Source organism: Pseudarthrobacter sp. GA104 (assembly GCF_009741265.1).
Lineage (GTDB): Bacteria > Actinomycetota > Actinomycetes > Actinomycetales > Micrococcaceae > Arthrobacter.
On record NZ_WOWL01000001.1, the window covers coordinates 1,941,633 to 1,968,236 of the forward strand.

The following is a 26,604-nucleotide window of genomic DNA, read 5'->3' on the forward strand; positions in this document are numbered from 1 at the left end:
GTGTTTGTGGTTGCATTCAGCGCAACGCTGTTGCACCAGAATAGGCGTGACGGCGGCCACAGTCAATGGTTTTTGGAAAGGGCAATTTCTTTGCACGCTCGGTTGGTACGGAAGGCTGCTAAGGCCCTGGTCTTGAGGCTGACTTCCAGGAGCACGTTGCTGCACATGCAATAAGGTTGCAGTGAAGGGTGCGTGCTTGCGTATGCTGGCGTGAAGCGCGCGGCGCGTGGCAGCCAGGCCGTGCTGTTGACACCCCACAAGGCGACTGACATATTTCGTGTAAGCGCTATACGCATCGCGTTGTGTAATACGCAATTGATTCGGGAGATGCCGGGAGGATCGAGCGGCGCGAACCACCCCTTTGGGGGCTCCCGCCCACCCCTTTGGGTAGCCGTCCGGAGGTGCCGCAGCTCCTAGAATTGATAGTCGGGCCGGGAACTTTCGTCCGGCCAACGAAAGGAACACAGGAAACATGGTTCACAAAGTCAAGGCCGTCATTGCCAAGGAAAAGAACGCTCCGGTGTCAGTGGAGACCATCCTGGTTCCGGATCCGGGACCGGGTGAGGCGCTCGTTGACATCCTGACCTGCGGCGTCTGCCATACGGACCTGCACTACAAGCAGGGCGCCATCAACGATGACTTCCCCTTCCTCCTGGGCCATGAAGCCACGGGTGTTGTGTCCGCCGTGGGTGACGGTGTCACATCCATCGCCCCCGGTGACCGGGTGATCCTGAACTGGCGCGCCGTTTGCGGCGAATGCCGTGCCTGTGCCAAGGGCCAGCCGCAGTACTGCTTCAACACCGCCAACGCCACCCAGAAAATGACGCTCGAGGACGGCACCGAGCTCTCCCCTGCCCTGGGCATCGGCGCCTTCGCCGAGAAGACCCTCGTTGCCGCGGGACAGTGCACCAAGGTGGACCCCGAGGTTGATGCTGCCGCCGTTGGGCTGCTGGGGTGCGGAGTGATGGCAGGCATCGGCGCCGCCATCAACACCGGCGAGGTAAAGCGGGGCGAGTCCGTAGCGGTGATCGGCTGCGGCGGCGTGGGCATCGCCGCGATCGCCGGCGCCAAGCTGGCCGGCGCTACCACAATCATCGCCGTGGACATTGACGCGAACAAGGTGGACATGGCCAAGTCGCTGGGCGCCACGCACGGCATCGACTCCAGCAAGGAGGACCCCATCGAGGCCATCCGCGCCCTCACGGGAGGCAACGGAGCCGACGTGGTGATTGACGCCGTCGGCCGTCCCGAAACCTACAAGCAGGCGTTCTACGCCCGCGACCTCGCCGGCCGCGTGGTGCTGGTGGGCGTCCCGACGCCGGACATGAAGCTGGAACTGCCGCTGCTGGACGTCTTTGGCCGGGGCGGATCGCTGAAGTCCTCCTGGTACGGCGACTGCCTTCCCTCCCGCGACTTCCCGATGCTCGTCTCCCACTACAAGCAGGGCAACCTGGACCTGGACGCCTTCGTTTCCGAGCGCATCAGCATCGACCAGGTGGAGGAAGCGTTCGAGAAAATGCACGAAGGCAAGGTCCTCCGCTCCGTCGTCGAACTGCCGGTGGCGGGTTCCTGATGGGCGTCCGGATCGAGAACCTGGTCACCTCGGGCACGTTTTCGCTCGACGGCGGCACCTGGGACGTCGACAACAACGTCTGGATCGTGGGCAACGACGAAGAATGCGTGATCATCGATTCCCCGCATGACGCGTCCGCGATCATCAACCAGGTCCGGGGCCGGAAGGTCCTTGCCATCCTGCAGACCCATGCCCACAACGACCACATCGGCGCCGCCCGCGAGGTCGCTGACGCCGTCGACGCCCCGATCTACCTCAACCCCGAGGACCTGGTCCTTTGGGAACAGGTGTACCCGGACACGAAGCCGGACCGGGAACTGAACGACGGCGACCTCTTCCAGGTGGGCGGGGCAACCCTCCGGGCGATCCACACCCCCGGGCACTCCCCCGGCTCCACCTGCTTCTACCTGGAGAGCGAAGGGACCGTCTTCACCGGCGACACGCTGTTCAACGGCGGCCCCGGCGCCACCGGGCGGTCCTACAGCGACTACCCCACCATCCTGGCCTCCATCCGCGAACGGCTGCTCACCCTCCCGCCGGAGACGGTGGTCCGCACCGGACACGGCGACAACACCACCATCGCGGCGGAGCAGGAAACCCTGGCGGGGATCGCGCAGTAGCCGTCGAAATCAACTAAGGTGCCAACAGGCGCGCCGGGAAAGCCTGGCGCGCCTTCATGGCGCCACGAGCACCTGCAGTCAGCAAGCACGAGCACGGCAGCAAGAGCAGGACGAATGCCGGCAAGGAAGTTGGGACAATGAAGTTCGGGAAACAGCCCGCCCCCGTCGCGGACATCAATGAGGACGACCTGGAGGTCCGCAAACCCAAGGTTGAGGCGGCGGGAGTCAAAGCCGTGATGGTGGCGCTGGAGCGCGCCGTGGCCCAGGCCGGGGTCGCGCGTACGGCACACTCCCTGCTGCGGCTGAACCAGCGCGGCGGTTTCGACTGCCCCGGTTGTGCGTGGCCCGAATCGGACAAGAAGCGCAAGGCGGCCGAGTTCTGCGAGAACGGTGCCAAGGCCGTGGCCGAGGAAAACACCCTCCGCACCGTTGGTGCCGAGTTCTGGGCAAAGCACTCCATCGCCGAGCTCTCCACCAAGACCGAATACTGGCTGGGCAACCAGGGCCGGCTGAGTGAGCCAATGGTGATCCGCGCCGGCGAGACCCACTACTCGCCGATCTCCTGGGCCGAGGCATTCGAGCTGATCGGGGAACACGTCCGGGCTTCAACTCCGGACCGCTGCGTCTTCTACACCTCCGGGCGCACCGCGAACGAGACCGCGTTCATGTACCAGCTCTACGCCCGGGCCATCGGCACGAACAACCTGCCGGACTGCTCCAACATGTGCCACGAGTCCTCCGGGTCCGCACTGAACCCGACCATCGGGATCGGCAAGGGCACCGTTTCGTTGGACGACATCCACGATTCCGAGCTGATCTTCGTCGTTGGGCAGAATCCCGGAACCAACCATCCCCGCATGCTGTCCGCGCTGAAGGAATGCAAGGACAAGGGCGGCAAGGTAGTGGCGGTCAATCCGCTGCCCGAGGCCGGCCTGTTCAACTTCAAGGATCCGCAGACCGTCTCCGGCGTGGTGGGCGGCGGCACGCCCCTGGCCGATGAGTACCTGCAGATCAAGGTGGGCGGCGACCTCGCCCTGTTCCAGGCCCTCGGCCACCTCCTCCTGGCAGAGGAAGAACGCAACCCGGGGACCGTCGTCGACCATTCCTTTGTGGAGGCGCAGACGGACGGGTTCGACGCCTACCGCCAGGCCCGCCGGGAGCTGGACTGGGCGGAGACCGAGAAGGCCACCGGCCTGTCCCGCCAACAGATCGAAACCGTGGCCGGGATGCTCATCAAGTCCAAGGCCACCATCTTTTGCTGGGCCCTGGGCGTGACGCAGCAGCCGCACTCGGTGGACACCATCAAGGAAATGGTCAACGTCCTGCTCCTCCAGGGCAACTTCGGCAAGCCCGGCGCCGGCGCCTGCCCCGTCCGCGGGCACTCCAACGTCCAGGGCGACCGGACCATGGGCATCTGGGAGAAACCCAAGGAATGGCTCCTGCAAGCGCTGGATACGGAGTTCGGGATCACGTCTCCGCGGCACCATGGCTATGACGCCGTCGAAGCCATGGAAGCCTTTGAACGCGACGAGGTGGACGTGTTTGTGTCCATGGGCGGCAACTTTTCGCTGGCCTGCTCGGACACCGAAACGCTGGAAGCCGGGATGCAGCGGATTGGCCTCACCGTGCACATCTCCACCAAGCCCAACCGCTCCCACATCGTCCACGGCCGCACCTCGCTGATCCTGCCCACGCTGGGCCGCACGGACAAGGACGACAAGCACCCGAACGGCGCCCAGTTCCTGTCCGTGGAGGACTCCATGTCCGTGGTCCACTCCACCCAGGGCAGGCTCCAGCCTGTCTCAGAGCACCTGCTCTCCGAGCCGGTCATCGTGGCCCGCATGGCCGAAGCAACCTTCGGCCCGGACCATTCGGTGGACTGGAAGGCCATGGCCGAGGACTACGACGTGATCCGCGACCACATTGCCCGCGTCCTGCCCGGCTTCGAGGACTTCAACACCCGCATCCGGACCAAGAACGGGTTCGTGCTGCCCAACCCGCCGCGCGACACCCGATCCTTCAAGACCGACATTGGCCGCGGCCGGTTCACCGTCAGCCCGCTCGAATACCTCACGCCGCCGGACGGGCACCTTGTGCTTCAGACCATCCGCAGCCACGACCAGTACAACACCACCTACTACGGCCTGGACGACCGCTACCGCGGCATCTCGGGCGGCCGCCGCGTCATCCTGGTGCATCCCGAGGACCTGGTGGAACTGGGCTTCAAGGACCGGGACCTGGTGGACGTGGTCAGCACCTTCCGCGGCCACGACCGCAAGGCGGACAAGTTCCGCCTGGTGGCCTACCCCACCGCCAAGGGCTGCGCCGCCGCGTACTTCCCCGAAGCCAACGCCCTGGTCCACAAGGACAACGTTGCCCGCGTCTCCAACACCCCCGGGTTCAAGGCCATGTTCGTCCGCTTCGTCCCGCATGTGGCTGAAGAGGCCGGGCAGGTTTCGTCAGAGGAGCTGGAGCCTGCCGCAGCGGTGTAGTTCCACGGCTGCGTTTACAGGCATTGACGACGACGGCGATATTCGGCACGTGCCGGATGTCGCCGTCGCTTTTCTGTTCCTGCCGCTTTTCTGTCCCTTGGACCGCCGCCTACACGGGGTTGGTGCCGTCAGTCTCTGCCTCGGCATCCAGGTCCTTGCCGTGGCCGCTGGCCGATGCCAGCCCAAGCATCTGCTGCCCGGCGTTGGTTTGCCCCGGCGTGAAACGGCTGTCCGCTTTCTCCGGGTGCGCTGCATCCTGGAGTTCTCCCCCGGCCTCGGGTGCGACATCCTTCCGCAGGTGCCCGTCGGAAGGAACGTTCTTGGAAACCTCCTCATCAGCCATCCCAACAGCCAAACACTGGCATGAAGCCAGGGCATGAAGCCAGGGCAAGAAGGCAGGTTACGGTGAGGGCTCAGGGGCAGGGCAGAGAGCGCTGCAGCGTCACCAGCGGTGCAGATGAGCGCACCACACCCGGGCACGGGTGGGCCCGGGTTGGTCCGGCTTTGAAGATTCAGCCACCATCCGTATCCCTTCAGGCGGGCGGGGCGTGCAGGAGCCGCTCCAGGGCTTCTTCTCCCGGGGAGAGGCCGATGTAGGCAAAGTCCGGCGGCCCGCCGGCCACGGACCCTGCCCCGCCTGAGACGGACTTTACTTGGTGGGGCCACCGTGGTGGTTCCCAGTCCTGGTGTTCGCTTGTGTAGTGGCGGCCGGTGGGTGAGGTCCAGCCGGGTGGTGCGGTTGTGGTGGCGGGGGTGGGTTTCCAGCCGCTGGTGTGGCGGAGTTTGTGGTGTTTCGGGCACGGCTGTCCCAGGTTCGATACACCTGTGGTGCCGCCGTTGTGCCAGGCGAGGAGGTGGTCGGCTTCGTTGTCGAGGGAGTGGTTGCTGCAGCCGGGGAAGGGGCATCTGCCGTCCCGCAGCCTGAGCCAGTTCCGCATGGCCTTGGTGACCCGGTAGCTGGTGCGGCCGATTTCCAGCGGCGCCCCGTCCCGCGGATCGACCAGGACGCGGTGGAACGAATCCGCCCCGGCCGCGACGAGGTCCCGGGCCATGGAGGGCGGGATGGGTCCGTACCCGTCCAGCAACGCCGGCTCGTCCGTCAAGCCCAGCAGGGCGAACACTGGCACGGTGACCAGCACCTCGGCCCGGACTGGCGCTTGGTTTGGACCGGTTCCCTCGCCGCCGTCGCCGGCACCGGCTGCACCGGTAACGCCGGTAGTGTTGCCGCTGTTGAGGAGCCCTGCGGCGAAACTATCCGCCCGGAGTTGGGTGAGGGTGCGGTGCTCGTTCGGTCCCTGCATGGTCCGGGAGAGGGCGGTGAGCTTGTTCCAGAGGGCCGTGGCCTGGTGGGCGGGCAGGTAGGCGGAGAGCCAGGCCATCCCGTCCTGGTCGGGCCGGTATTCGACCCGCCGGTCCGAAACCCCTTGGGCGTGGCGTTGTTCGATGGAGTCGGCGTGGTGGCGTTCGCGCCAGGTGCGCGCCTTGGCCCGGAACCTGTACGCGGGGATCTCCCCGATCGGGGCGGCCGTGGCGGGTTTTGGTGTGTCCGGGTCCAGGAAGTGGGCTTCCAGGGCGGCGGCGCCGGCGGGGTCAAGGGTGGCGGTCTCGTCCACCATGACGGTGGCGTGCTGCCAGGAGATGGTGCCGTTGTGCAGGGCTGCGAGGGTCCGGGGCAGGGAGGTGGTCAGGGCGTGGGAGCGGGCCAGCAGGGCTCCGGCGGCCCGGTCACCGATGGCCATGACACAGCTGATCTCGGCGGCGATAGCCCTTTCAAGCGCCTGCACGGGCGGGTCCGGCGGGGCGGCCGCCCGTGCGGTGGCGGCGTAAGTCCCTGCAGCGCTGACCACCAATCCAGCAATTCTGGCCTGGACCCCGGCGGCCCCGGCAAGGATGTCCAGGCACCCGTCGGCCAGCCCGGCCAGCGGATCAGCAGCGGAAAAAGGTTCAGACCCGCACCCGTCCGCCTCGGCAATGAGCACGGCAAGAGCGGCATTCATGTCCGCAAACGCCTTCGCCACCGCCGCTTTCCCCATACCAAAATCATCGCGGGAGGGTACGACATTTAACCGCGGGCCTCGACCTGAGGACGGGAGCCCGGGGGCAAATGTCGTACCCTCCCGCGAACGGTTAGCCGCGGAGGCGCTCCATGCCCGGGTCGAAGAGCGGTTCGGGGGTGACGGTGGCTGCGATGCGCTTGCCGAAGTACTCAATCTCCACCGAGTCGCCCTCGGATACCGACGCCGGCAGCCAAGCGTAGGCGATCGGCCTGCGGACGGTGTAGCCGTAGGCGGCGCTCGTGACGTAACCAACCGCAGCACCGTCCGCGTACACCGGTTCCTTGCCCAGCACGATGGACGTGCCGTCGTCGACCGTCAGGCAGCGCAGCGCCCGCGTGGCGGGCTGCTCCTTGCGGGCGGCGAGAGCCTCACAACCCACGAAACCGGTCTTGTCCTTGGCCACCGAGAAGCCCAGGCCGGACTCGTACGGGTGGTGCTCGGACGTCATGTCCGTGCCCCACAGCCGGTACCCCTTCTCCAGCCGCATGCTGTTGAAGGCGCCGCGGCCGGCGGCAATGATGCCGTGCTCCCGGCCCGCCTCGAACAGCAGGTCCCAGAGCTTCAGCCCGTACTCGGCGGTGGTGTAGAGCTCCCAGCCGAGTTCGCCCACGTAGGAGAGCCGCATGGCTGTCACCGGGATGCCGCCCACGGAGATTTCCTTGGTGCGGAAGTACTTCAGGCCGTCGTTGGTGAGGTCGTCCGAGCTGACCTTGCCGATCACTTCGCGCGCCAGCGGGCCCCACAGCCCGATGCAGCAGGTGCTGCCGGTGATGTCGGAGACATGCACCCACTGGCTTGGATCGGCAACGGACTGCTTCCGGGCCTCCACCCGGAGGTAGTCGAAGTCCACGTTGCTGTTCACGCCCAGCTGGAAATCCTCCTCCGCCAGCCGCGCGACCGTCACGTCACTGCGGATGCCGCCGTCGTGCTCCAGCAGCAGGCAGTACGTGACTGCGCCCGGCTTCTTCGCGATGTTACCGGTGCTGAGCCGGTGCAGCAGCGCCTGCGCGCCCGGGCCCACCACGGACAGCCGCTTCAGCGGCGTCATGTCGAAAAGTGCGACGGCGGTACGCGTCTTCCACGCCTCAGCCGCCGAGATGGGGGACGAGAACATGGCGGACCAGGAGTCCCGCTCCGGCGCCTGCCACTCGGCCGGCAGCTCCTCGAGCAGGCCGCGGTTGGCCTCGAACCAGTGCGGCCGCTCCCAGCCGGCGGACTCCAGGAAGAACGCTCCCAGTTCCTTCTGGCGGACGTTGAACGGGCTCACGCGCAGGTCCCGCGGAGATTCCCTGGGCTGCAGCGGGTGCATCACGTCGTAGATCTCCACGAAGTTCTGCTGGGATGTCTCGCTGACGTACGCATCGGAGGTCTGGACCTTCTCGAAGCGGGTGAGCTCGCAGCCGTGCAGGTCCGTGCGGGACCGGCCTTCCACCAGCAGCTCCGCCATTGCCTTGGCCACGCCGGCCGAGTGCGTGACCCAGACGGCTTCGGCCACGAAGAAGCCGGAGAGCTCGGGCGCCTCGCCCATGAGCGGTCCGCCGTCCGGGGTGAAGGAGAAGATACCGTTGAAGCCGTCCTGGATCGCTGAGCTGCGCAGCGCCGGCAGCAGGTCCTGGCTGTCCTCCCAGGCGGGCAGGAAGTCTTCCAGGGTGAACTCCAGGCGGGAGGGCATGCGGTGGTCCGACATTTCCTCTGCGGCGACCTTCGGCAGGGCGGACATGTCCACCGGCATGGGGCGGTGGGCGTAGCTGCCGATGCCGATGCGATCGCCCCATTCCCGGTAGTACAGGTCCTTGTCCTGGTAGCGCAGGATGGGCTTGCCGGCGCCCTTGGGAAGCTCGTTGACGCCCTCGAGTTCGGGCAGCGGGGTGCTGATGGCGTACTGGTGGGCCAGCGGCAGCAGCGGGACTTCCAGGCCCACCATCTTGCCGAGTTCACGGCCCCAGAAACCTGCGCAGGACACCACGATGTCCGCCGGGATCAGTCCGTTGCCGGTTTCGACGCCGGTCACCTTGCCGCCCTCCCGGGCGATGCCGGTCACCGTAGTGGAGCCGAGGAAGGTCACGCCACGCTCGCTGGAGCGTTCGATCAGCAACTGCACCGCACGGGCGGCCAGGGCCAGGCCGTCGGTGGGGATGAGCAGGCCGCCCAGGACTTCGCGGCCGCCGGTGAGCTTGCCCGTGTTCAGGAGGGGGTAGATCTTTTCGCATTCGTCGGCGTCGACGATCCTGCTTTCGACGCCCCAGGAGGTCATCACGCCCATCTTGCGCTTGAGGTCGGCCAGGCGCTCGGGGGTGGTTGCCAGTTCCAGGCCGCCCACCTGGTTAAAGCAGGACTGGCCGTCCTTGCTCAGGGCCAGCAGCTTGTTCACCGTGTAGGTGGCGAATTCGGTCATGGTCCGTGACGGGTTGTTCTGGAACACCAGGCCCGGCGCGTGCGACGTGGAGCCGCCGGCAAGTTCCAGCGGGCCCTGTTCCACCACCGTAATGTTGGTCCAGCCGCGGGTGGCGAGTTCGTCGGCAAGGTTGGTTCCGACAATGCCGGCGCCGATGATGACAACGCGTGGTGATGCGCTCATGGGTCTTGTTTCTCCTGTTAGCTTGGCGGGCGTTGGCGTTAGCGGAAGACGACGGTGCGGGTGTTGTTGAGCAGGACCCGGTGCTGGCAGTGCCATTTGACGGCCCGGGCCAGCGCCTGTGTTTCGGCGTCGCGGCCCACGGTCACCAGGGCGTCCGCGTCGAGGCTGTGGTCCACCCGGAACACCTCCTGCTCGATGATGGGTCCCTCATCAAGGTCTGCCGTCACGTAGTGGGCGGTGGCTCCGACGAGCTTCACGCCGCGGTCATAGGCCTGGTGGTACGGCTTGGCGCCCTTGAAGCCGGGCAGGAAGGAGTGGTGGATGTTGATGGCGCGGCCACGGAGGCTTTCGCACAGATCGTTGGAAAGGACCTGCATGTAGCGGGCCAGGACCACCAGGTCCGCGTTGTACTCGGCCACCAGTTCCAGGAGCCGGGCCTCGGCCTCGGGTTTGGTGGCCGACGTCACCGGGACGTGGATGAAGGGCAGTCCGGCGGCTTCCGCCATGGGACGCAGGTCCTCATGGTTGGAAACCACGACGGCGATCTCCGCGCCAAGGCTCCCGGCCTGCCACCGGAAGATGAGGTCGTTAAGGCAGTGGCCGAACTTCGAGACCATCACCAGGAGCCGCTGCGGCCTTCCGTCGTTGATGGTGAAGTCCATGGCGAACTCAGCGGCGATGGGCGCAAAGGCCGAGCTGAGGCCTTCCACGTCCTGGTGGTTGAGCCCGTTCTCCTGGTGGATGTCGGAGCCAAGGGTGAAGGCCGTGCGGAGGTAGAGCTTGCCGCTGACATGGTCGTCGAACTGCTGGTGCTCCACGATGTCGAAGCCGCGGTCCGCCAGGAAGGCCGTGACTGCCCGGACGATGCCGGGCTGCTCCGGGCAGGACAGGGTAAGGACGAACTGGGCCTGGCGCGTGGTGGGGCCCGCCGTGGCTGCGGCGGCTGCGGCGGTGCTGCTGGCAGGGGCGCCGACAGCGGCGGTGCCTGACGGGATGTTCTCGATAACGATGGTCATGGTGTGCTCCTAAAGTGTGGGTGCCGGTTTGATGGCGTCAGCGGGTACACCGTTGGTGGTGCCCGCTTTCGGGGAATCGCTGCTGGCTGCATCACTGCCTGGACTGTCTCCCCGGCAGGTGCCGTCCGGGCAGCGTTCGCCGCATTCATGCTTGGTGACGAGGTCGAACTGGACGCCGCCATGCTGGTCAACGCCCGTACGGATGGCGCGCTCAACTACGGAGTCAGCCAGCCGCCGCCGCAGGGACAGCGGGTCCCGCCGCAGGTCCTTGACCAGGGCGACACAGAGCAGCAGCATGACCAGCACGAACGGCAGGGCGGCCACGATGGTGATGCGTTGCAGGCCGGACAGCGCCTCGGAGGGCTCATCACCGCCGGCCAGCATCATCACGGCGGCGACTGCGCCGGTGAGCAGGCCCCAGAAGATGACGAGCCCGCGCTTCGGGTCGGAGGATCCGTTGGAGCTCAGGGACGCCATGATGATCGACGCCGAGTCGGCACCGGTGATGAAGAAGATGGCCACCAGGACCATGGCGAGGACAATAACGGCTGCGGTCAGCCAGGCAGGCATGGACATGTTCCGGACCAGGTCGAAGAGGGCTCCGTCGAAGTCGATGGACGGTGAACCGCTGGCCATGGACACCAGGCCCGGGGTGCCGGCCTTGTCCGCGTCTTCCTGGACCTTGAAGGCCGTGCCGCCAAAGATCCCGAACCAGATGACGCTCACGATGCTGGGAACCAGCAGGACACCGGTGACGAACTGCCGGATGGTGCGTCCGCGGCTGATCCTGGCGATGAACATGCCCACGAACGGCGTCCAGGAAACCCACCAGGCCCAGTAGAAGATGGTCCAGCCGGACATCCAGGTGCGCAGCGCCTCGTCCCCCACTGCTTCGGTCCGCGAGGACATTTCGGCCAGGTCCCTGGCGTAGTCGCCTACTGCGGCCGGAATGAGGTTGAGGATGAACAGGGTGGGTCCGGCCACGAAGACGATCAGCGCCAGGATCACGGCGAGGACCATGTTGATGTTGGACAGCCACTGGATGCCGCGGCTGATGCCGGACACTGCCGAGGCGACGAAGCAGGCGGTCAGGATGGCAACGATGGCCACCAGTACAGGTGTGCCGATCTCGCCGATCCACCCGTTGGATGTCAGTCCGCTGCCGATCTGGAGTGCGCCGAGGCCCAGGGACGCGGCCGTGCCAAACAGCGTGGCAAAGATCGCCAGGATGTTGATGAACTTGCCCACCGGGCCTTCTACCGTCCTGATGCCGAACAGCGACGTGAACGCTGCCGAGATCAGCTGCCGGCGGCCCAGGCGGTATGTGCCGTAGGCCATGGCGATGCCGACGACGGCATACATCGCCCACGGGTGCAGCGTCCAGTGGAAGATGGAGGTGGCCATGGCCGTCTGGATGGCTGCGGGGGTCCGTCCGTCCACGGTGCCGGGTGGCGGCGCAATGTAGTGGTAGAGCGGTTCGGCAACGCCGTAGAACATCAGGCCGATACCCATGCCGGCAGCGAACATCATGGCGATCCATGAAACGGTGCGGAACTCGGGCTTTTCGCCGTCCTTGCCGAGGGGAATGTTGCCCCACTTGCCCAGGGCCAGCCAGAGGACGAACACAACGAACAACGAGGCCAGGACCATAAAGAGCCAGCCGGTGTACTCCATGACCCAGCCCAGGGCGAGTGTTGAGGTGGCGGCCAGGCTGTCCCGGCCCAGGAAGCCCCAGGCCACAAAGGCCAGGGCGAGGACACCGGTGATGCCGAAGGTGGCCTTGTCGAGGGTGAGCTTACGGTTCCGCCGTTCTGCCACAGCCTGTTCGGCCCTGGTCTGGCGGAGTTCCTGCATGATTTGTTCGGTGTCCTCCGCGTCGTGTGAGTCGTGGGCGGAAGGAGCGTGCTCCGGTGCGGGCACGGGTTTGGGCTCTTCCATCTCGAGAGGGGGTTGGGCATCCGGGCGGATGTCGCTGCTCAAAGCCATGTCAAGTCCTTTGGTTTGAATTCTCGGTTTTGACGCTGTACTCCGGCGTCCCCAAGCCGGGCGGAAGACCGGGGTCTTCCTGGCATTCGGTCATCAAGGTCAGCTTTGCTTCCATCGCGGCAGTTGTTCCGTAAAGATCAACACGTCTCGCGATAAGCAACAGAGTGGCCTGCGTAGCGGCCGCGTGTCAAGGTTTTTCTGAAGTCTTAAGCCCTATTTCAGGGGTTCCGGCCACGCCTTGACAGCGGGCCGGAACAGGGGGTCAGGCATCGATCACCAGGTCCGTCTGCGCGGTGGAGCAGCAGGGCAGGAACTTGCCCGCAGAGATTTCCCGCGCCCGGATCCCGCCCTGGTGGTTCATCTCGATCTCCCCTGAAAGCTTGACGACCTTGCAGGAGCCGCACATGCCTTCCTTGCAGTTCGCGCCGATCCTGACGCCCGCACGCTGGGCCACCTCGAGGATGCGCTCGGTGGGGTCGATCCGCACATTGATGCCGGTACGCATGAAGGACATGGTGAGGCTGCCTGTTCCCACCGTGTCGAAGCTCGAGGCATCAGGGGAACCGGCTTCCGGCTCACCGCCCGGGCTGACGGCGGAGAGGTCGGAGCCGGGCGTGTCCGGGTCCGCGATTTCCAGCGGCAGGCCCGAGGCCTGCAGAGTCCCGTCAGCGTCGTAGCCAGGCTCGTAAAGCCCGAACGCCGCGGGCTGGCTTTCAAAGTAGTCCTCGGCGGAATCGGCGATCTCCTCGGCGATTTCCTCCGCGACGTCGGCTGCAAGTGCTACCTCCGCCTGGTATTCAAGGAGCGTCTGGCGGTCTCCCGAGAAGAACTCCATGTAAATGGAAGTGTCGTCGACGCCGACCTTCTTGAGCAGCTCGGTGGCCGTGTTCAGGTAACCCTCGGGACCACATGCGTACACCTGGCGGCCGTTGGCGTCGGGGGCCACCTCCTCGAGCGTGGCCGCCGTCAGCCTTCCACTGAGCCCTTCCCACCCCTCCGGCACGCTGCGGTCACCCAGGGAGTAGTAGACCTTGACGCGCGAGTCCACGGAGGCGATATAGGCCAATTCCCGGTGGAAGGCAAAGCCTCCAGGATCCGAGCCGTGGTAGAGCACCACAACATCGGCGTGTCCGGGCAGGGAATGGATGGTCCGCACCATGGACATGATGGGCGTGATGCCTGCGCCGGCGGCAAGCAGGAGATACCGTGCACGTCGGTCGGCATCTGGGAGGTGGAATGCTCCCACCGGTCCCAGCATCTCAAGAACGGTGCCGGGTTTGACGTTCTCGTGCACCCAGGGCGAGACCAGTCCCGTGGGGTCGCACTTGACGGTGATGCTGAAGGTCCACGGCTCGGTGGGCGAGCTGGACAGCGAGTAGCTGCGGTCCACCGGCTCCTGGTCCTCGCCATTCACGGGAAATGCGACGTTCACGTACTGGCCGGCACGGAACGCCAAAGGCGCGCCGTCGCATCGGCGGAACACGAAGGTCATCATGGCGCCGGCCTCGGGAACGGTCTCGACGCATTCGGCCATGAACTCCTGCGGATGCCATGGACCCAGTGCACGGGCTGCCCGGGCGGGTGTCTCGGTGTTTCCCATCACCCTGTTCCACGGCATCTCAAGACCGCGAATACGCTGTGGTTCCTGGATTGCCGTTTCAGTGAGGAGTTCAATCACGCCAAGTGCTCCTGCACGCGCTGCACGTACCAGTTGATGAATGCCTCGACCTGGTATTCGCTCTTCATGTAGGGCCCGGGCTCGTAGGCGGGACTGCCGGCGCCCTGCTGGCACAGCTCCACGAACGCCTTGTCCTGCAGGTTCGTCTGCTTCCAGGTGTGGGTGAGCTTCTCCAGGTCGTAGTCGACGCCTTCCACTGCGTCGTCGGCCACCAGCCAGGTGGTGCGTACGAGGCTCTGGTGTTCGTTGATGGGGAAGACAGCGAACGTGATGACGTGGTCGCCGAGGAAATGGAACCAGCTGTTGGGCTGCAGGTGCATCGAGCAGCGGCCAAGGCGGAAGTCGGGCAAGTCACCCAGCAGCTTCTTGGAAAGCCTCCGACCGTCCGCGGAGAACGATTCGCCCTCTCCATCGAGCGATTCCCGTGAGATGCGGATTCCCGCGATGCGCGTGTCAAGCTGCTCGACCACCTCGTAGGGAAGGCCGTAGCGGCGGCAACGCTCCTCAAGGGAGGACTGGGCCTCCTTGTTCCGGTCCCACACTTCCTCAAGATGGGGCGGGATCAGGCCTTCCGTCAGGCCCCAGGTGGGGAAGAGGGAGCAGGCGAGCTCAGGGTGGCCGTCGCAGTGGTAGCACTCACGGTTGTTCTCCATGACGAGCTTCCAGTTGCCCTCTTCAATGATGTTCTGCTGGTAGGCGATTTTTGTCTTCGAGAGATCGTGGGGCGCCAGGTAGGGCTCAAAGATCTTTGAGGTCTCGTCAAAGTCCGCCGGCGGTTCATCCGCAATGCAGACGAAAATGAGTCCGGCGACCTCGCGTCCGTGGGCGCGCTTGAGGCCGAAGCAGCTCTTGTCGAACTTCGTTTCCCCCGGGGCGGAGGCATGGATCAAATTGCCCTCCGGCGAGTAGGTCCAGGAGTGGTAGCCGCAGACCAGGTTTCCGGTTGAACCGGCAGCCTCGGTGAGAACGCGGGCGCCGCGGTGCCGGCATACGTTATGCAGGACGTTCACGGCACCGTCGTCGTTGCGCAGCACAATCAGGGAGTAGGGCCCATAGTCGACCGTGACGTAGTCGCCCGGCTCCGGCAGTTCGGCGGTGCTGGCGGCAAAGATCCAGTGCTGGCCGAAGATGGCCTCCATGTCGATTTTGAAGATCGAGGGATCGGTGTAGAAGGGGGCATCGAGGGAGTATCCAGTGCGCCGGAACTCAAACAACGCGGTAATTTCCGCCAGCTGCTCGGCAGGCAATGATGCAGCGAGTCTTCCGCGTGAATTGAGGGGCACGTTCACTGAAGCAGTCATGGGTTTCCTCCCGGGAGGCATGGGTAGTGGGTGTTGCGGGGTGACCACGGGTGCGCGGGTGCTAACGGCCTGGTCGAAGAACTTGTAATGATGAGATTAGGGACACATCAGCTGCAACAAAAGCGCAAGATTTTGAAGATAACCATGCAGAATAGATGCATGATCGATCCGAGGCTCATCACACTTCGCGTGTTCGCCCGGTGCGGCACAATAGGCGGGACCGCGGAGCTCACGGGCTATTCTCCATCTGCCGTCTCCGCGCAATTGCGGGAACTGCAGCGCGTGCTGGGAATGCAGCTGCTGGCGAAGGACGGCCGGGGCGTGCGGCTTACCGCCACGGGACGCTTTCTCGTGGCGGGCTCGGATCCCCTCATTGCCCAATGGGAGAGCCTGCGCGCCGCAGCCATGGAGGCCGGCGACCAGGTGCAGAGCCACTTTGGCCTCGGCGGATTCTCCTCTGCAGCCGCCCAGTTGCTCGCACCGCTGGCCGCCACGCTGCGCTCAACACACCCCCTGCTGGAGGTGCAGGTCCTTGAGGCTGATCCGGCCCGCTGCTTCGACTTGTTGATTGCGGAACGAATCGACCTTGCAGTTATCGTCGCCATGCAGTCCGACAGTTACGGTGAGGACGATCCGCGCTTCGAGCAGAGAGTCCTGCTCGACGATCCGCTGGACGTGATCATTCCCGGTGACCATCCGCTGGCATCACGCCAAACAGCGACGCTTGAAGAGCTGGCATCGGAACCCTGGATCACGGAGTCCGCCGGTTCCACCTATCATTCCCTCTTCACCGCGGCGTTCACGGCAGTCGGGGTGACACCGCGGATTGCCCATGAAGCCGTTGAATGGGAAACCCACATCGCATTCGTGGGTGCGGGGCTGGGCGTCGGCCTGCTGCCCCGGCTGGCGCCTTTGCATGGTGCCGAAAACGTGGTCCGGCTACGCATCACCGGTCAAACGAAGCCCACGCGCCGCATTGTCGCGGCCGTGCGCAGGGGCAGCATCGCCTCACCCCTGATCCAAGAGTCGCTCGGCATCCTGCAGGTCAACGCCAATCGGATCCTCACCGCCCGGCCCGAAGAGAATCTCTGAGCGCTGCGAAAGCACAGCCGCCGGTTGGCCCCACGGTTCCGCGTTTGTTTCCCGGTTAACCCGCGATCGTCGCCAGGACTGCCCCGGCACTCACTACGCCGCCTGCTTTCGCCCGGATCTCCGTGACGGTGCCGCCGCGGTGGGCGGCGACCTGGGTTTCCATCTTCATGGCTTCAAGGACGACGACGGGGTCCCCCGCCGCCACTTCGGCACCCGGTTCCACGAGCCACTTCACCACGGTCCCCGCCATGTCCGCCCGCAGCTCACCGGGGTCCGCAGCGGGAGCCGCGGCGCCGCCGTCGCGCTCCCCCTCCGAAGAATGCCCGGCCGGCGAAACGCCTGCAGGCAGGCCGGCGCCGGAACGTGCCCAGCCGTCCAGCAGGGCCGCGGGAAGGCCGACGGCGAGGCGCCGGCCGTCGACATCGACGGTGATGGTGCGCCGGGCACCGTCCGGAGCGGTTGTGCTGAACCCGGGATCCGCCGGGATGGATCCCGCGAAGTCCGTTTCGATCCACCGGGTGTGGATGCGGAGCGCGGTTTCCGAGGTGAAGTCCGGCGCCTGGACGACGGCCCGGTGGAACGGCAGCACGGTTGCCACGCCGGTGATTTCCATTTCCGCCAGCGCACGGCGGGCCCGGCGGAGCGCCTGCTGCCTGTCGGCGCCGGTGACGATCAGCTTGGCCAGCAGCGAATCGAACTGCGGCGCAACGATGGATCCGGCCCGGACTCCCGAATCCAGCCGGATGCCTGGACCCGTTGGGCCGCTGAACGTGGCGATGGTTCCGGGCGAGGGCAGGAACCCCCGCCCCACATCCTCGGCGTTGAGCCGGAATTCGAACGAATGCCCGCGGGGTTCGGGATCGGCCGCGAGGCGCAGGGGCTCACCGGCAGCGATCCGCAACTGCTCCTGGACCAGGTCCACCCCGGTGGTCTCCTCGGTGATGGGGTGTTCCACCTGCAGGCGCGTGTTCACCTCGAGGAACGCCACCGTGCCGTCGGCGGCCACCAGGAACTCCACCGTCCCCGCCCCCGTATAGGCGGCTTCGCGGCAGACTGCCTTGGCGGCGGCGTAAATCCGGCGGGTCTGCTGTTCGGTGAGGAAGGGCGCGGGCGCCTCCTCCACCAGCTTCTGGTGCCGGCGCTGGAGGGAGCAGTCGCGCGTTCCCACCACCACCACGTTGCCGTGCCGGTCCGCCAGGACCTGCGCTTCCACGTGCCGGGGCCGGTCCAGGTACCGCTCCACGAAGCACTCGCCGCGGCCGAAGGCCACCACCGCTTCCCGGACCGCCGAGTCGAAGGCTTCCTCGATCTGGTCCATTTCACGGACCACTTTGAGCCCGCGTCCGCCGCCGCCGAAGGCTGCCTTGATGGCGATGGGCAGGCCGTGTTCTTCCGCGAAGGCACGTGCCTCGCCGGCCGAGGCCACCGGCCCGTCGCTGCCGGCCACCAGGGGCGCGCCTGCCCGGACGGCGATTTCGCGGGCCGTGATCTTGTTGCCCAGCAGCCTTATGGCCTCCGGTGCCGGCCCGATCCAGGTCAGGCCGGAGTCCAGCACGGCCTGGGCGAAGTCGGCGTTCTCTGACAGGAACCCGTATCCCGGGTGCACCGCGTCCGCTCCGGACTCCTTGGCGACAGCAAGCAGCTTGGGGATATCCAGGTAGGTTTCCGACGGCGCGTTGCCGCCCAGGCTGTAGGCCTCCGTGGCGGCGCCGACGTGCATGGCGTCCGCGTCGACGTCCGCGTACACGGCGACGGACTCCAGGCCGGCGTCCTCGCAGGCGCGGGCGATGCGGACGGCGATTTCTCCGCGGTTGGCAATCAGGACCTTGCGCATGTGCTGCTCACTTTTTCTGGGAAACGTTGAGGGAAGTGCTGGACGGTTCAAGGGGCAGGCCGTAGCCGGGGGCCCAACGGAACCTGATGCGGCCGCCAATGGGCACCTGGGCGGCGAGGTCCAGCTGGTGGTCCACCACCACGCCAATCACGGGGTAGCCTCCCGTGATGGGGTGGTCCGCCAGGAACAACACGGGCTGCCCTTCCGGCGGGACCTGGATGGCGCCGGCAACGGTCCCCTCGCTGGCCAGTTCCCCGTCCCGGCTCCGTTGGAGCGGCTCACCGTCCAGGCGCATGCCCACCCGGTTGGAGCGCGGCGTGACGCTCCAGTCCTGGGTGCAGAGCGATTCCAGTGCGGCGGCGCCGAACCAGTCATCCCGAGGACCGGGCACGACGTCCAGGACAGTCACCCCGGTGTCCGGGAAGTCCGGCTGCACCTCAGGATTTCCCACCACGTTGGAGGACGTGGCGGCTCCGGCGGCAAGCAGTTGCCCCGGGGCCAGCGGCGCAGGCCCGATCCCGGACATGGTGTCCGTGGACCGGCTGCCGAGCACGGCTTCGGCGTCCACGCCGCCCCGGATGGCAAGGTAGGTGCGGAAGCCCCGTTCCGGGGCGCCAAGGGTCAGGGTTTCGCCGTCCAGCAGGGCGAATGCCGTGGCCATGGGCACCTCGCGCACCCGCTCCGGCAGGCCGGCGTCGTCCGCATCCGCAGCTTCGGGGCCGGCGGGAACGTCCGACGGCGTGGCAACAGTCAGTGCCGCCGGCGCGCCGGTGACAGCCAGCACCTGGTCTCCCACGGCCTGCACGCGCAGGCCGCCGGCAACGGTTTCGACGACGGCGGCAGCTGGCTCGTTGCCCACGATGCGGTTGGCGCGGCGCAGGGAGGAACGGTCCAGCGCACCGGCTGCGGAAACACCGAGGCCGCCGTAGCCGGGCCGGCCAAGGTCCTGGACCAGGCTTTGGAGCCCGGGCGACAGGATCCGCAGTCCGGAACGGCCGGCCTGTTCCCGGGCTGCCGGTGCTTCGGAATTCTGGGCATCAGCCTCCGGGGCGGAAAGTTCCACGAGTTCCCGCACCGCCCGGAACTGCACCCGGTCCCCGGGGGCAGCCAAGGCGGGCTGCTCGCGGACCAGGTCCCACATCCGGGCGGCGGTGCGGCCGATCAGCTGCCAGCCGCCCGGGGACTGCCGGGGGTAGACGGCGGAATAGTTGCCTGCAAGGGCCACGGATCCGGCCGGGACGGCAGTCCGCGGGGAGCTCCGGCGCGGGACTTCCAGCAGCTGGTTCTCCCCCACCATGTATCCAAAGCCCGGGGCAAAGCCGCCGAAGGCCACGGTCCAGACCTGCCCCGTGTGGGCCGCCACCACTCCCTCGGCACCGAGGCCGGTGAGCCTGCCCACGTCAGCGAGGTCCTCGCCGTCGTACACGGCCTCGATGACCACGAGCCTGCCTTCCGGCTGCGCGTGCACCGCCAGGTCCAGCTCCAGCAGCCGGGCCGCCATCCGCCGTGCGGCCCGGGGCGAATCCGCCTTGACCATCACGGTTTCGGCGGCCGCGAGGACCTCCACCTGGCCGGGCAGCGGATGCTCCAGCAGGAGGGCCTGCAGCGCCAGCACGTCGTGGAGCCCGGAGAGTTCGGCGAGCACCGCCGTCGTGCCTACCGGCCGTACGGCCAAAACACGGGCGGCGAGGACGCGCGCAGTGGCGGGGTTGGTGACTGTTTCCATGGCAATCCGCGCCGGTCAGGCGTGGCTCTCCTGGGCGTGGCCGTCGTGGAGCAGGCGGAGGTCGGCCTCGGGCTGCGGGTCGCGGCCCAGGCGCATGCCCACAATGGTGATGATGGCCGTCAGGAGGATGTACCCGGCGATCAGGTGCCAGCCGCCGGATGCTGCGCCGTACAGGGCGGTGAAGATCAGCGGGGCCACGGCGCCGCCGATGACGCCGGCCAGGGTGTAGGCCAGCGAGCTGCCGGCGTACCGGAGGCGGGCCGGGAACTGTTCGGTGATGAAGGCGGCCTGCGGGCCGTACATGAAGGCGTGCAGGGCCAGGCCGATCACCACGCCGATGGTCAGCATTACCACCGATTTGCCCTGGATCATCAGGAAGAACAGCGGAATGTAGGCGGCGGTTGCGGCAGCGGCAACGCCGTACACCCAGCGGCGGTTGAGGCGGTCGGTGAGGGCGCCGGCGGCCGGGATCAGGAAGAGCTGGAAAGCGGATCCGACGAGGATTGCCGCCAGCACGTTGCCCGTGGTCATGCCCAGTTCCTTGGTGGCGTAGACGGCCACGAACACGGTGAACAGAGCGTAGAGGACGTCGGGGCAGAGCCGCGAGAGGGCGGCCGAGACCAGGGCCCGGGGTTCGGTGGTGAAGACTTCCTTGATGGGCGCCTTGGGGCGGTCGCCTTTGGCCTGGATGGCCTTGAAGACCGGGGTTTCCTCCAGCTTGAGGCGGATCACGAGGCCGAAGACCACCAGGATGGCCGAGGCGAGGAAGGCTACGCGCCAGCCCCAGGAGAGGAAGGCCTCGGTGCTGAGCGTGGCCGCCAGGATCGCCAGGGCGCCGTTGGCCATCAGGTTGCCGGCCGGCGGGCCGATCTGCGCAGCCGAGGACCAGAAACCGCGCTTGTTGGGATCGCCGAATTCGCTGGACAGCAGGACCGCACCGCCCCATTCACCGCCGACGCCGATGCCCTGGGCCAGGCGCAGGAGCACCAGGATGGTGGGGGCTGCGACGCCGATGACCGAGTAGTCAGGCAGGGCGCCGATGAGGACGGTGGCGACGCCGATCAGCACCAGGGTGAACACGAGGACGTACTTGCGGCCGATCTTGTCGCCGAGGCGGCCGAAGATCACGCCGCCGATGGGACGGGCCAGGTACCCCACCGCGAAGGCCGAGAAGGAGAGCAGCAGCCCGACGAACTCGTCATTTGAGGGAAAGAAGATCTTGGGGAACACCAGCGCAGAGGCGACGGAGTAGATGGCAAAGTCGTAGTACTCAAGCGAGGTGCCGGTGAGGCTGGCAATGTAGGCCTTGAGCGCGCCGGGCGGCGGCTTCCTTGCCGCGGTCCTTGCTGCCTTGTTGGTGCTGGTCATGTTTTTCCTCCGGGGGTGAGGGGATGGTGCGGGGCCGGTGAGCGGCCGGGAACAGGTTTAGAGGAACGAGCCGATGCTGACACCGGCGTCCCCGAGAGCGGACTTCACTGCAGCGGCCATGGCTACGGCCCCCGGCGAGTCACCGTGCACGCAGATGCTTTCCGCGCGGATCTTCAAGATGGAACCGTCGATGGTCCTGACGGACCCCTCGGTGGCCATCCGTAATACATGCTCCGCCACTTCGGCGGGGTCGGAAAGGACCGCTTCCGGTTCAGACCGGGAGACGAGCGTTCCGTCCGGGTTGTACGCGCGGTCCGCGAACGCTTCGGGAACCGCACGCAGGCCCGCTTCCCCTGCAAGCCGCAGGACTTCGGAACCGGGAAGGCCCATGATCGGCAGGCCCGGGTCAACCGATTTCACGGCGTCGACGACGGCCTGCGCCTGGGCGGTGTGGTGGATGATCGCGTTGTAAAGGCCGCCGTGCGGCTTCACGTAACGGACCTTTGCTCCCTCGGTGGCGGCCAGCGCCTGCAGGGCACCGATCTGGTACACCACGTCATCGGCCAGTTCATTGGGCTGGATGTCGAGGAAGCGGCGGCCGAAACCGGCGAGGTCCCGGTAGCCGACGTGTGCACCGATGGCAACGCCGGCGGCCGTGGCCTCGCGGCAGGTGCGGCGGATCACGCTGGGATCGCCGGCGTGGAAACCGCAGGCCACGTTGGCGCTGGTGACGGAACGGAACATGGCGGCATCGTCGCCAAGCGTCCAGTGTCCGAACGATTCGCCAACGTCGCTGTTCAGGTCGATGCTTGCCACTTGTGATCTCCATCTCATTGAGCGGTCTTTACTAGGATGCCCTAAATCTACGGATTGTTCAACAATCCTTCGATTCCACGATGTGACGATCGTGTAAATTCTGAAGTATGCCCGCTCAAGAGACCACACTCCGCTCCGCAGGCCGCCTCCGGGTGGCCGTCCCCTCCGTGGCGGAACGGGTGGCTGACGAACTCCGCCTGCAGCTGGCGGAGGGGGCCCTGCTCCCCGGGGCACGCCTTACCGAATCCACCATCGCGGAGGACCTGGGCGTCTCACGCAACACGGTGCGGGAGGCCTTCGCGGAACTGGCCAGCGAGCGGCTGGTGGTCCGGCACCCCAACCGGGGCGTTTTTGTGGCCAGCCTCGAGGCAGCGGATGTCCATGACGTCTACACGGTCCGCCGCGCCATCGAAGTCAGCGCCCTGCGCGCGGGCGGGAGTCCGGAAGACGTCGCCGCCGTCCGGGCCGCCGTCGAGGAAGGAAAACGCGCCGCCGCGGCTGGAGACAATGAAGCCCTGGGCACCGCAAACCAGCATTTCCACGGCGCCATTGTTGCCATGGCCAGGAGCCCCCGGCTGAACAGCATCATGAGCCAGGTCCTGGCGGAAATGCGGCTGTTCTTCCACAAAGCCACAGTGGACGCGCAGTTCTACCAGCACTATTTGGCGGACAACGAGGCCATCTGCGCGGCGCTGGAGTCCGGCGAACTGGACCGCGCCGCGGATCTCCTGCTGGCGTACCTGGACCGCTCCGAGGACAACCTCAGCAACGTGCACGGGGACAACCCGGAGTGACTCAAGCCGCCGCAGCGGCGCCCAGTCACCGGCGCCCGGTGTAACCCATCCTGGCGCTGACCTGGAGCCCGCCCTGCTTCAGTGCTTCGATAAGCCCAGGGGCCGTTTCCGGATCAAAGCGAAACGCCGGCCCGGAAATGCTGATGGCCCCGATCACGGCGCCCAGGTGGTTATAGACCGGAACGGCAACGGCAGTCAGCCCGATCTCGAACTCCTCCCGCACCACGCCGTAGCCCTCGCGGGCGACGTCGATCAATTGGGTTTCGAGTTCCTTCCGGTTGGTGATGGTCCGGGGCGTCCGCGCCGGGAGTCCCGTCTCCTTCAGGATGCGGTCCCGGTCTTCCGCCGGCAGCGCGGCCAGCAGCACCTTGCCGCTCGAGGTGGCGTGCAGCGGTGTCAGGTTTCCCACCCAGTCGTAGGTGGCCAGGGTTGACGGGCCCATCGCCTGGTCCACGTTGACGGCATAGTTGGAGCGGAGGACGGCCAGGTTCACCGTCTCCTTGAATTCCTCCGCCAGGGCCTCGAGGACGGGCCGGGCCTCGCGGACCAGGCTGAGCCGCCCCGGAATGGAGCTGGCCAGCCGCAGGATGCCGAAGCCCAGCTGGTACTTTCCCCGCTCGCTGTTCTGGTGGACCATTTCCCGGCTCACCAGCGAACCCAGGAGCCGCGAGACGGTTGACTTGTGGATGCCCATTTCCTCGGCGATGTCGCTCACCCCGGCGTGGCCGTCCCGCGCCAGGATCTCCAGGACGGCGAGGGCACGGTCCACGGACTGGACGCCGCCGTGCTGGCCCGCCTCGGTATCGGCGTCGGGTTCGCGATCGTTGTTGGAAGCCATGACTAATACTCTCAAGTAGCCTGCGCAGCGGGAAATCACCGCACCGGGACTCCCGCATCAGGACACGGTGCACGGGCAGCCAGCGAACTGGAGGTCAGCGCAGGCCGTTGCTGTGCGCGAGCGCCATGGCTTCGGTGCGGGAGGAGGCGCCGATCTTCCGGTAGAGGTTGCGGAGGTGGAACTTCACGGTGTTCTCGCTGATGTGGAGCTTCGCGGCGATGCCCCGGTTCCGCTGGCCCGCCGCCAGGAGCTGCAGGACCTCCAGCTCACGGTCCCCCAGGTTCCAGCCCGCGATGTCGGCCGGCGGGCGGCTGGGCGGGTCGAGCGGAAGGGTGACGGCCACGTCGGCGCCCCAGCCCGGCATGACGTCCACACCCATGCTGCCGTTGAGCGCCTCCACGCGCTGGACGAGGCGTGCCACGGCGGGTGCGGTGGCGGAAAGCTCGCCGGGACCGTCGTCGCGCACATTGACCAGCAGGTTCACGCCGTCGCAATCCCACTGGGTGCGGATCCGGCGCACTCCCTGCTGGTCCACCATGGCCAGCACCAGGCCGCGGACGATCGCCCTGGCGGCGTGCGCCACCTCGCCGGGAAGTGCCCGGCCGTTAACGGGCGGCTCGACGAACTGGACGTCGATGCCGCTGAAGTTCATCAGCGGGCGCAGGTCCTCGCGCAGGCGCTGGAATGCGGAGGCAACGGGCTCCTCCACGAGGTCCGTGGTGCGGTCGCTGAGCGTACGGAGCCCCACCAGGGCCTTGGCCGCGACGTCGGTTGCCGCCGTCCTGGCGGCGGCGTCGGCCAGCGCCGGCGACCTCAGCGCGGCGAGCAGCGTTTCCAGGGTGGTGGAATGCCGGTCCACCAGCTCGGCGGTCACACGCAGGCGCTCGGCCGAGGCCGCGCGGGACTCGATGAGGTACGACGGCGGCGCATCAGCCACCTTCTCGCGGATCCGCTCGGCTGCCATCGTCCAGAGGTAGTGCAGGACCCACTGCGGGTCCGGCCCGGTCCCGGAGGCCTGGCCGGGCTGCGGGTCGGAGAGGACCAGCAGTGCATTGCTGGGCGAGGAAACCGCGAGGACCGGGCGCAGTTCGCCGCCGAACACGGCTTCACCGCGCCAGGCGGCGCCATCCGCCCCGGACCTGTCACCGGTGAGCGGGGTGCGGAGGGCGTCCAGTTCCGCGATGGACACGCGGCTGATGATGGCCTCGGCACCGCCCTTCTTCTGCGGCCGGCCGGTGCAGTCTTCCGTGAAAATCACCAGGGCGCTTGATTCCCAGTAGGGGCTGAGGGCCGCCCGCAGCCGGTGGGCGATGTCCATAAGGGGAGCCGCAGCCAGCGCGGCGGCGGCTTCAAGCAAGGCAGTGTTGTTGGCGCGTTCCACCTGCCCAGTGTACGGGCCGGGCGCAGGATACCCACCCCTTTGGGTAGCCGGGACCGTCCAATCATGGCGTTGGACCCACCCAACGGACGGGCGAGCATTGAAGGATCACAACGTTCAAGGAGGTACGAGCATGGGCACCATCGCCGCAACAGACCCGGCGGCCCCGGCTGATCCAGCCCTGACCGGCACAGCCCGGGCCTTTGACCGCAACCGGGCCCTGGTTCTGGACGAGGTCAGCAGGGTCTCCCAGCACGTGGACGCCGCAGAGATCGCAGCCCTGGTGACCGAGCTTCGGCTGGCCGACAGGATCTTCGTCACCGGCGCCGGACGCAGCGGCCTGGTCATGAAGATGGCGGCGATGCGGCTGATGCACCTCGGGCTGACGGTGCATGTGGTGGGCGAAACCACGGCACCGGCCATCCGTGCCGGGGACCTGCTGGTCGCAGCCTCAGGTTCCGGCACCACCGCCGGCGTGGTGACAGCGGCGGAAACCGCTGTCGCCCAAGGCGCCCGCGTGGCCGCCTACACCACCAGCACTGGTTCCCCGCTCGCGGCCGCTGCCGCCGCCGTCGTCCTCATTCCGGCTGCACAGAAGGCGGACCACGGCTCGGCGGTGACCCGGCAGTACTCCGGGAGCCTCTTTGAGCAGGTGCTTTTTGCCACCACGGAGGCGGTGTTCCAAAGCCTGTGGGACGAGGACGCCGCCGCCCCGGAGGACCTCTGGCAGCGGCACGCGAACCTCGAATAAGCCCCCTCTCCCCCCGCAAGTCCGTTTCACAACCGAAAGAGATAGAACATGAAACTGCAGGTAGCCATGGATGTCCTCACCGTCGAAGCCGCCCTGGACCTGGCCGGCAAAGTCGCCGAGTCCGTGGACATCATCGAGCTCGGCACCCCGCTGATCAAGAACGCCGGGCTCTCGGCCGTGACCGCCGTTAAGACCGCCCACCCGGACAAGATTGTCTTCGCGGACATGAAGACCATGGACGCCGGCGAGCTCGAGGCCGAAATCGCCTTCACCGCGGGCGCGGACCTGGTGTCCGTCCTGGGCAGCGCCGACGACTCCACCATTGCCGGCGCCGTGAAGGCCGCCACGGCCCACAACAAGGGCATCGTGGTGGACCTGATCGGCGTTGCGGACAAGGTGGCCCGCGCCCAGGAAGCCCGCGCCCTGGGCGCCAAGTTCATCGAGTTCCATGCCGGCCTGGACGAGCAGGCCAAGCCGGGCTACAACCTGGACGTGCTGCTGAGCGCAGGAGAAGAGGCCCGCGTGCCGTTCTCGGTGGCCGGCGGCGTGAACCTGTCCACCATCGAAGCCGTGCAGCGCGCCGGGGCCGACGTGGCCGTCGTCGGCGGTTCCATCTACAGCGCCGACGATCCCGCCGTCGCCGCCAAGGAACTGCGGGCCGCGATCAGCTAGCTTCCAGCCGATCACCCACCTCCCGCAACCCGAC

General features: G+C 66.9%; 20 protein-coding genes. 7 read left to right on the forward strand and 13 right to left on the reverse strand.

The annotated features are described in order from the left end of the window. Nucleotides 1-472 precede the first annotated feature (472 nt). The 3 genes from GK109_RS08860 to GK109_RS08870 all read left to right on the forward strand — a co-directional run bounded on the left by GK109_RS08860 (nt 473) and on the right by GK109_RS08870 (nt 4,685). Entirely contained in the window at nt 473-1,573 is a 1,101-nt protein-coding gene (locus GK109_RS08860; protein ID WP_157239844.1) for an S-(hydroxymethyl)mycothiol dehydrogenase, read from the forward strand. Continuing rightward, nucleotides 1,573-2,193 (forward strand): MBL fold metallo-hydrolase, encoded by a 621-nt coding sequence (locus GK109_RS08865; protein ID WP_157239846.1) that lies wholly within the window; start codon nt 1,573-1,575, stop codon nt 2,191-2,193. The genes GK109_RS08860 and GK109_RS08865 overlap by 1 nt, the downstream gene beginning before the upstream one ends. 137 nt (nt 2,194-2,330) lie before the next feature. Continuing rightward, entirely contained in the window at nt 2,331-4,685 is a 2,355-nt protein-coding gene (locus GK109_RS08870) for an FdhF/YdeP family oxidoreductase (RefSeq protein ID WP_157239848.1), read from the forward strand. A gap of 109 nt (nt 4,686-4,794) precedes the next feature. Here the strand turns inward: GK109_RS08870 and GK109_RS08875 are convergent, their stop codons facing one another. The 7 genes from GK109_RS08875 to GK109_RS08905 form a co-directional block, all read right to left on the reverse strand. Next, nucleotides 4,795-5,028, reverse strand: a complete 234-nt coding sequence (locus GK109_RS08875; protein ID WP_157239850.1) for a hypothetical protein — start codon at nt 5,026-5,028, stop codon at nt 4,795-4,797. Nucleotides 5,029-5,218: 190 nt separating this feature from the next. Then, complete coding sequence (locus GK109_RS08880) at nt 5,219-6,718, reverse strand: HNH endonuclease signature motif containing protein (protein ID WP_157239852.1); 1,500 nt, start codon at nt 6,716-6,718, stop codon at nt 5,219-5,221. A gap of 94 nt (nt 6,719-6,812) precedes the next feature. Then, entirely contained in the window at nt 6,813-9,320 is a 2,508-nt protein-coding gene (locus tag GK109_RS08885; RefSeq protein WP_157239854.1) for an FAD-dependent oxidoreductase, read from the reverse strand. Between the two features lie 38 nt (nt 9,321-9,358). Next, nucleotides 9,359-10,336 carry a formyltetrahydrofolate deformylase gene (gene purU / locus GK109_RS08890; RefSeq protein ID WP_157239856.1) on the reverse strand — a complete coding sequence of 326 codons (978 nt, stop codon included), beginning with the start codon at nt 10,334-10,336 and terminating at the stop codon, nt 9,359-9,361. A gap of 9 nt (nt 10,337-10,345) precedes the next feature. Beyond that, nucleotides 10,346-12,322, reverse strand: a complete 1,977-nt coding sequence (locus GK109_RS08895; RefSeq protein ID WP_157239858.1) for a BCCT family transporter — start codon at nt 12,320-12,322, stop codon at nt 10,346-10,348. A gap of 262 nt (nt 12,323-12,584) precedes the next feature. After that, the gene (locus GK109_RS08900) at nt 12,585-14,000 is read right to left on the reverse strand and encodes a ferredoxin reductase (protein WP_370460484.1); all 1,416 of its coding nucleotides are present in this window, start codon (nt 13,998-14,000) and stop codon (nt 12,585-12,587) included. Then, the gene (locus GK109_RS08905) at nt 13,997-15,301 is read right to left on the reverse strand and encodes an SRPBCC family protein (RefSeq protein ID WP_157239860.1); all 1,305 of its coding nucleotides are present in this window, start codon (nt 15,299-15,301) and stop codon (nt 13,997-13,999) included. The genes GK109_RS08900 and GK109_RS08905 overlap by 4 nt, the downstream gene beginning before the upstream one ends. Before the next feature lie 159 nt (nt 15,302-15,460). On the opposite strand from GK109_RS08905, the gene GK109_RS08910 reads away from it, so the two are divergent. Then, a complete protein-coding gene (locus GK109_RS08910; RefSeq protein ID WP_157239862.1) occupies nt 15,461-16,393 on the forward strand; it encodes a LysR family transcriptional regulator in 933 nt (310 codons plus the stop codon). A gap of 55 nt (nt 16,394-16,448) precedes the next feature. On the opposite strand, the gene GK109_RS08915 is transcribed toward GK109_RS08910, so the two are convergent. Genes GK109_RS08915 through GK109_RS08930 form a run of 4 tightly spaced genes read right to left on the reverse strand, consistent with a single transcriptional unit; the run spans nt 16,449 to nt 22,137 of the window. Further along, a complete protein-coding gene (locus GK109_RS08915; RefSeq protein ID WP_157239864.1) occupies nt 16,449-18,227 on the reverse strand; it encodes a biotin carboxylase N-terminal domain-containing protein in 1,779 nt (592 codons plus the stop codon). Nucleotides 18,228-18,234: 7 nt separating this feature from the next. After that, nucleotides 18,235-19,953 carry a 5-oxoprolinase/urea amidolyase family protein gene (locus GK109_RS08920; protein WP_157239866.1) on the reverse strand — a complete coding sequence of 573 codons (1,719 nt, stop codon included), beginning with the start codon at nt 19,951-19,953 and terminating at the stop codon, nt 18,235-18,237. Nucleotides 19,954-19,968: 15 nt separating this feature from the next. Continuing rightward, nucleotides 19,969-21,321: an MFS transporter gene (locus GK109_RS08925; protein ID WP_157239868.1), complete on the reverse strand. Its 1,353-nt coding sequence runs from the start codon at nt 21,319-21,321 to the stop codon at nt 19,969-19,971. Between the two features lie 57 nt (nt 21,322-21,378). Next, on the reverse strand, nt 21,379-22,137 hold the full coding sequence (locus GK109_RS08930; protein WP_321215007.1) for a 5-oxoprolinase subunit PxpA: 759 nt from the start codon (nt 22,135-22,137) through the stop codon (nt 21,379-21,381). A gap of 107 nt (nt 22,138-22,244) precedes the next feature. Here GK109_RS08930 and GK109_RS08935 point away from each other — a divergent pair, with 107 nt between their 5' ends. Continuing rightward, nucleotides 22,245-22,931: a GntR family transcriptional regulator gene (locus GK109_RS08935; protein WP_104996383.1), complete on the forward strand. Its 687-nt coding sequence runs from the start codon at nt 22,245-22,247 to the stop codon at nt 22,929-22,931. A gap of 25 nt (nt 22,932-22,956) precedes the next feature. On the opposite strand, the gene GK109_RS08940 is transcribed toward GK109_RS08935, so the two are convergent. After that, the gene (locus GK109_RS08940; protein ID WP_157239871.1) at nt 22,957-23,769 is read right to left on the reverse strand and encodes an IclR family transcriptional regulator; all 813 of its coding nucleotides are present in this window, start codon (nt 23,767-23,769) and stop codon (nt 22,957-22,959) included. A gap of 94 nt (nt 23,770-23,863) precedes the next feature. Then, a complete protein-coding gene (locus GK109_RS08945) occupies nt 23,864-25,087 on the reverse strand; it encodes a response regulator transcription factor family protein (RefSeq protein WP_157242787.1) in 1,224 nt (407 codons plus the stop codon). A gap of 193 nt (nt 25,088-25,280) precedes the next feature. Between GK109_RS08945 and hxlB the strand changes: the two genes are divergently transcribed. Beyond that, a complete protein-coding gene (gene hxlB / locus GK109_RS08950) occupies nt 25,281-25,898 on the forward strand; it encodes a 6-phospho-3-hexuloisomerase (RefSeq protein ID WP_157239873.1) in 618 nt (205 codons plus the stop codon). 48 nt (nt 25,899-25,946) lie between these two features. Then, on the forward strand, nt 25,947-26,570 hold the full coding sequence (hxlA, locus tag GK109_RS08955; RefSeq protein ID WP_157239875.1) for a 3-hexulose-6-phosphate synthase: 624 nt from the start codon (nt 25,947-25,949) through the stop codon (nt 26,568-26,570). Nucleotides 26,571-26,604: the final 34 nt, after the last annotated feature.

Excerpts from the sequence above, each read along its gene's own strand:
- hxlB (WP_157239873.1), top strand. The coding sequence starts at position 25,281 with ATGGGCACCATCGCCGCAACAGACCCGGCGGCCCCGGCTGATCCAGCC.
- GK109_RS08940 (WP_157239871.1), bottom strand. The coding sequence starts at position 23,769 with ATGGCTTCCAACAACGATCGCGAACCCGACGCCGATACCGAGGCGGGC.
- GK109_RS08915 (WP_157239864.1), bottom strand. The coding sequence starts at position 18,227 with ATGCGCAAGGTCCTGATTGCCAACCGCGGAGAAATCGCCGTCCGCATC.
- GK109_RS08935 (WP_104996383.1), top strand. The coding sequence starts at position 22,245 with ATGCCCGCTCAAGAGACCACACTCCGCTCCGCAGGCCGCCTCCGGGTG.
- GK109_RS08945 (WP_157242787.1), bottom strand. The coding sequence starts at position 25,087 with ATGGACATCGCCCACCGGCTGCGGGCGGCCCTCAGCCCCTACTGGGAA.
- purU (WP_157239856.1), bottom strand. The coding sequence starts at position 10,336 with ATGACCATCGTTATCGAGAACATCCCGTCAGGCACCGCCGCTGTCGGC.
- GK109_RS08905 (WP_157239860.1), bottom strand. The coding sequence starts at position 15,301 with ATGACTGCTTCAGTGAACGTGCCCCTCAATTCACGCGGAAGACTCGCT.
- GK109_RS08870 (WP_157239848.1), top strand. The coding sequence starts at position 2,331 with ATGAAGTTCGGGAAACAGCCCGCCCCCGTCGCGGACATCAATGAGGAC.
- GK109_RS08885 (WP_157239854.1), bottom strand. The coding sequence starts at position 9,320 with ATGAGCGCATCACCACGCGTTGTCATCATCGGCGCCGGCATTGTCGGA.
- GK109_RS08910 (WP_157239862.1), top strand. The coding sequence starts at position 15,461 with ATGATCGATCCGAGGCTCATCACACTTCGCGTGTTCGCCCGGTGCGGC.
- GK109_RS08860 (WP_157239844.1), top strand. The coding sequence starts at position 473 with ATGGTTCACAAAGTCAAGGCCGTCATTGCCAAGGAAAAGAACGCTCCG.
- GK109_RS08865 (WP_157239846.1), top strand. The coding sequence starts at position 1,573 with ATGGGCGTCCGGATCGAGAACCTGGTCACCTCGGGCACGTTTTCGCTC.
- GK109_RS08895 (WP_157239858.1), bottom strand. The coding sequence starts at position 12,322 with ATGGCTTTGAGCAGCGACATCCGCCCGGATGCCCAACCCCCTCTCGAG.
- GK109_RS08875 (WP_157239850.1), bottom strand. The coding sequence starts at position 5,028 with ATGGCTGATGAGGAGGTTTCCAAGAACGTTCCTTCCGACGGGCACCTG.
- GK109_RS08880 (WP_157239852.1), bottom strand. The coding sequence starts at position 6,718 with ATGGGGAAAGCGGCGGTGGCGAAGGCGTTTGCGGACATGAATGCCGCT.
- hxlA (WP_157239875.1), top strand. The coding sequence starts at position 25,947 with ATGAAACTGCAGGTAGCCATGGATGTCCTCACCGTCGAAGCCGCCCTG.
- GK109_RS08925 (WP_157239868.1), bottom strand. The coding sequence starts at position 21,321 with ATGACCAGCACCAACAAGGCAGCAAGGACCGCGGCAAGGAAGCCGCCG.
- GK109_RS08920 (WP_157239866.1), bottom strand. The coding sequence starts at position 19,953 with ATGGAAACAGTCACCAACCCCGCCACTGCGCGCGTCCTCGCCGCCCGT.